Raw genomic sequence first — 5,409 nt, forward strand, 5'->3', positions numbered from 1 at the left:
AAAAAAAGTCTCATACAACAGTGTTGTATGAGACTTTTAATAAAAACTGGCGGCGACCTACTCTCCCGCTTTCGCAGTACCATCGGAGCTGGTGGGCTTAACTTCTGTGTTCGGAATGGGAACAGGTGAGCCCCACCGCTAAAACCACCCTAAAGAAGGTATATAGCTGTAGGCAGTAGGCTATAAGCTTGAGGCTTACAGCGTAAAGCATACTGCTTTTTTATCGATAAAAACTTTCACAAAGACAAAACCTTGTCTGCGCACAAAAGAACTTGTTGGAACTTAATCCTATAGCAACCAATAGGCTATAAATCTACGGGTAATTAGTACTACTCGGCTATGCTGTTACCAGCTTTACACCTATAGCCTATCAACGTTGTCATCTCCAACGACCCTTAAAAGATGTCTCATCTTGAGGCGAGTTTCGCACTTATATGCTTTCAGTGCTTATCTCTTCCAAACGTAGCTACTCAGCGGTGCACCTGGCGGTACAACTGATACACCAGAGGTTTGTTCAATTCGGTCCTCTCGTACTAGAATCAAGCCCTCTCAAACATCTAACGCCCGCAATAGATAGAGACCGAACTGTCTCACGACGTTCTGAACCCAGCTCGCGTGCCACTTTAATGGGCGAACAGCCCAACCCTTGGGACCTTCTCCAGCCCCAGGATGTGACGAGCCGACATCGAGGTGCCGAACCTCCCCGTCGATGTGAGCTCTTGGGGGAGACTAGCCTGTTATCCCCGGAGTACCTTTTATCCTATGAGCGATGGCCCTTCCATACGGAACCACCGGATCACTATGTCCTGCTTTCGCACCTGATCGACTTGTTGGTCTCACAGTCAAGCACCCTTATGCCATTACACTCTACGCACGGTTACCAAGCGTGCTGAGGGTACCTTTGAAAGCCTCCGTTACTCTTTTGGAGGCGACCACCCCAGTCAAACTACCCACCACGCAATGTCCTTCCATTAAGAAGTTAGGCTCCAAGTAAGTAAAGGGTGGTATTTCAACGTTGGCTCCACCAACACTAGCGTGCCGGCTTCAAAGCCTCCCACCTATCCTACACATTACTTACTCAAAGTCAATACGAAGTTATAGTAAAGGTTCACAGGGTCTTTTCGTCCCATTGCGGGTAATCGGCATCTTCACCGATACTACAATTTCACCGAGCTCGTGGCTGAGACAGTGCCCAGATCGTTACACCATTCGTGCAGGTCGGAACTTACCCGACAAGGAATTTCGCTACCTTAGGACCGTTATAGTTACGGCCGCCGTTTACTGGGGCTTCAGTTAATGCCTTCGATTTAACTCTAAGCACCTTCCTTAACCTTCCAGCACCGGGCAGGTGTCAGACCCTATACAGCATCTTTCGATTTAGCAGAGTCCTGTGTTTTTGATAAACAGTCGCCTGGGCCTCTTCACTGCGGCCAGCATTGCTGCTGGCGTCTCTTCTTCCGAAGTTACGAGACTATTTTGCCTAGTTCCTTAGCCACGACTCACTCGAGCACCTTAGGATTCTCTCCTCGACTACCTGTGTCGGTTTTGGTACGGGTTGCTTCATTTCGGCTTTTCTTGGATCCAATTACACTACAGCAGCTTCGCCCGAAGGCTAGGCCTTGACTATTCCGTCAGTCTCCAGTAGCTACATCGAACCGTCCCCTTTTATCATGAGCAAGTATGGGAATATTAACCCATTGTCCATCCACTACCCCTTTCGGGTTCGCGTTAGGTCCCGACTAACCCTCAGCTGATTAGCATGGCTGAGGAAACCTTAGTCTTTCGGTGAGGGGGTTTCTCGCCCCCTTTATCGTTACTTATGCCTACATTTTCTTTTCTGTCCGCTCCACAATACCTCACGATACTGCTTCGGCGCAAACAGAATGCTCTCCTACCAGATGTATCTAAAATACAAATCCATAGCTTCGGTAATATGTTTATGCCCGATTATTATCCATGCCGGACCGCTCGACTAGTGAGCTGTTACGCACTCTTTAAATGAATGGCTGCTTCCAAGCCAACATCCTAGCTGTCAATGCAGTCCAACCGCGTTGCTTCAACTTAACATATATTTGGGGACCTTAGCTGTTGGTCTGGGTTCTTTCCCTCTCGGACATGGACCTTAGCACCCATGCCCTCACTGCCGCACAACATTTATTAGCATTCGGAGTTTGTCAGGAATTGGTAGGTGGTGAAACCCCCGCATCCAATCAGTAGCTCTACCTCTAATAAACTTTTTGCGACGCTGCACCTAAATGCATTTCGGAGAGTACGAGCTATCTCCCAGTTTGATTGGCCTTTCACCCCTACCCACAGGTCATCCGAAGACTTTTCAACGTCAACCGGTTCGGTCCTCCACTCTGTGTTACCAGAGCTTCAACCTGCCCATGGGTAGATCACAAGGTTTCGCGTCTAATCCTACTAACTATACGCCCTATTCAGACTCGCTTTCGCTCCGGCTCCGGACCTGAAGTCCTTAACCTCGCTAGTAAAATTAACTCGTAGGCTCATTATGCAAAAGGCACGCCGTCACACCATATAGGTGCTCCGACCGCTTGTAGGCGTACGGTTTCAGGTTCTATTTCACCCTTCTATTCGAAGTGCTTTTCACCTTTCCTTCACAGTACTTGTTCACTATCGGTCTTTCAGGAGTATTTAGCCTTGGAGGATGGTCCCCCCATATTCAGACAGGATTTCACGTGTCCCGCCCTACTCATTTATCATCTAAATATGCCTTTCAAATACGGGGCTATCACCCGCTACGGCTGCACTTTCCAGTACATTCTTTTAAACATATAAAGACTTTTGGGCTAATCCGCTTTCGCTCGCCACTACTTACGGAATCTCTTCGATTTCTTTTCCTCCGGGTACTTAGATGTTTCAGTTCTCCGGGTTTGCTCCCATTGCTGGGTGACATGTCTTCAACATGCCGGGTTGCCCCATTCGGATATCTACGGATCTATTCGTGTGTGCCGATCCCCGTAGCTTTTCGCAGCTTACCGCGTCCTTCTTCGCCTCTGAAAGCCTAGGCATCCGCCATACGCCCTTAACGATTTCTTTCCTATTTTTAGGTTACTCAAGCGCTTTTATGCGCTCGGTTTTCTCTTTGTGATGTCTTTACCGTTAATGTCAATGATCTTAATGTCTTCTTTTTGGTTTAGTAAACAATTGTTGTTTTTGGCTCCAATCGTAACTTTTAAACTAAACCTCCAAAACTGTGGAGAATAAGGGAGTCGAACCCTTGACCTCCTGCGTGCAAGGCAGGCGCTCTAGCCAGCTGAGCTAATTCCCCCTCTAGTAGACTAAGAGATTCTAGATGCAAGATGCAAGACTTAACTATCGTCTTGGTTCCTGGCTCTTTTATCTTCCCGTCTTTTCAATTAGTAGTCTCGGGCAGGCTCGAACTGCCGACCTCTACATTATCAGTGTAGCGCTCTAACCAGCTGAGCTACGAGACTTTGTTTTAGATGTTAGATTTTAGACACCAGATGTTAGACTAATTTCTAACTTCTAATTTCTAACTTCTTATTCTAAATCTCTTCCCTATACTAATTTCTAGTGGGTTTTGTATTTTTTTATATATCAACCAAATAAAAAACTAAAGCCTAAACTTTAAGTAAGTGCTTGTATCTTGCGATACTAATTTTGTTTATCGTCTAAAGACGCTCTAAAATGAGATGTTCCAGCCGCACCTTCCGGTACGGCTACCTTGTTACGACTTAGCCCTAGTTACCTGTTTTACCCTAGGCAGCTCCTGTTACGGTCACCGACTTCAGGTACCCCAGACTTCCATGGCTTGACGGGCGGTGTGTACAAGGCCCGGGAACGTATTCACCGCGCCATGGCTGATGCGCGATTACTAGCGATTCCAGCTTCATAGAGTCGAGTTGCAGACTCCAATCCGAACTGAGACCGGCTTTCGAGATTTGCATCACATCGCTGTGTAGCTGCCCTCTGTACCGGCCATTGTATTACGTGTGTGGCCCAAGGCGTAAGGGCCGTGATGATTTGACGTCATCCCCACCTTCCTCTCTACTTGCGTAGGCAGTCTCACTAGAGTCCCCAACTTAATGATGGCAACTAGTGACAGGGGTTGCGCTCGTTGCAGGACTTAACCTAACACCTCACGGCACGAGCTGACGACAACCATGCAGCACCTTGAAAAATGTCCGAAGAAAAGTCTATTTCTAAACCTGTCATTTCCCATTTAAGCCTTGGTAAGGTTCCTCGCGTATCATCGAATTAAACCACATAATCCACCGCTTGTGCGGGCCCCCGTCAATTCCTTTGAGTTTCATTCTTGCGAACGTACTCCCCAGGTGGCTAACTTATCACTTTCGCTTAGTCTCTGAATCCGAAAACCCAAAAACGAGTTAGCATCGTTTACGGCGTGGACTACCAGGGTATCTAATCCTGTTCGCTCCCCACGCTTTCGTCCATCAGCGTCAGTTGTTGCTTAGTAACCTGCCTTCGCAATTGGTGTTCTAAGTAATATCTATGCATTTCACCGCTACACTACTTATTCCAGCTACTTCAACAACACTCAAGACTTGCAGTATCAATGGCAGTTTCACAGTTGAGCTGTGAGATTTCACCACTGACTTACAAATCAGCCTACGGACCCTTTAAACCCAATAAATCCGGATAACGCTTGCACCCTCCGTATTACCGCGGCTGCTGGCACGGAGTTAGCCGGTGCTTATTCGTATAGTACCTTCAGCTACCCTCACGAGGGTAGGTTTATCCCTATACAAAAGAAGTTTACAATCCATAGGACCTTAATCCTTCACGCGGGATGGCTGGATCAGGCTCTCACCCATTGTCCAATATTCCTCACTGCTGCCTCCCGTAGGAGTCTGGTCCGTGTCTCAGTACCAGTGTGGGGGATCACCCTCTCAGGCCCCCTAAAGATCGTAGACTTGGTAGGCCGTTACCCTACCAACTATCTAATCTTGCGCGTGCCCATCTCTATCCACCGGAGTTTTCAATACCAAGTGATGCCACTCAATATATTATGGGGTATTAATCTTCCTTTCGAAAGGCTATCCCCCTGATAAAGGCAGGTTGCACACGTGTTCCGCACCCGTACGCCGCTCTCAAGTTCCCGAAGGAACTCTACCGCTCGGCTTGCATGTGTTAGGCCTCCCGCTAGCGTTCATCCTGAGCCAGGATCAAACTCTCCATTGTATGTTTGTCTGACTCACTCAAAGTTTTTTGTACGCTTTAGTTTTTTCCTTACTTGGTTGTTATATTGTATGTCAATGATCTTCAATCTTTCCGCTTTTATAAAGAACTTTTTTCTGTCGTTCCGTTCCTTATTTGCGGTTGCAAAAGTAATTATTTATTTATTAATGACCAAATATTTATCAAAGAAAATTTAAAGTTTTTTTTTAACCCTAACCCCTTTTC

At 46.9% G+C, this 5,409-nt stretch carries 2 tRNA genes and 3 rRNA genes; all 5 read right to left on the reverse strand.

From position 1 onward, the window contains the following. Positions 1-44: 44 nt before the first annotated feature. Positions 45-152, reverse strand: a 5S ribosomal RNA gene (gene rrf / locus HNP36_RS19180). A 151-nt stretch (positions 153-303) separates the two neighbouring features. Then, positions 304-3,060, reverse strand: a 23S ribosomal RNA gene (locus HNP36_RS19185). A 158-nt stretch (positions 3,061-3,218) separates the two neighbouring features. Further along, positions 3,219-3,292 (reverse strand) — tRNA-Ala (locus HNP36_RS19190). A 92-nt stretch (positions 3,293-3,384) separates the two neighbouring features. Continuing rightward, a tRNA-Ile gene (locus tag HNP36_RS19195) sits at positions 3,385-3,458 on the reverse strand. A gap of 212 nt (positions 3,459-3,670) precedes the next feature. Next, positions 3,671-5,187: ribosomal RNA gene (locus HNP36_RS19200) — 16S ribosomal RNA — on the reverse strand. Together the 16S, 23S and 5S rRNA genes with 2 tRNA genes alongside form the textbook arrangement of a ribosomal RNA operon. Positions 5,188-5,409 lie beyond the last annotated feature (222 nt).

Origin of the sequence: Chryseobacterium shigense, assembly GCF_014207845.1 — a bacterium.
GTDB classification, from domain to species: domain Bacteria; phylum Bacteroidota; class Bacteroidia; order Flavobacteriales; family Weeksellaceae; genus Chryseobacterium; species Chryseobacterium shigense_A.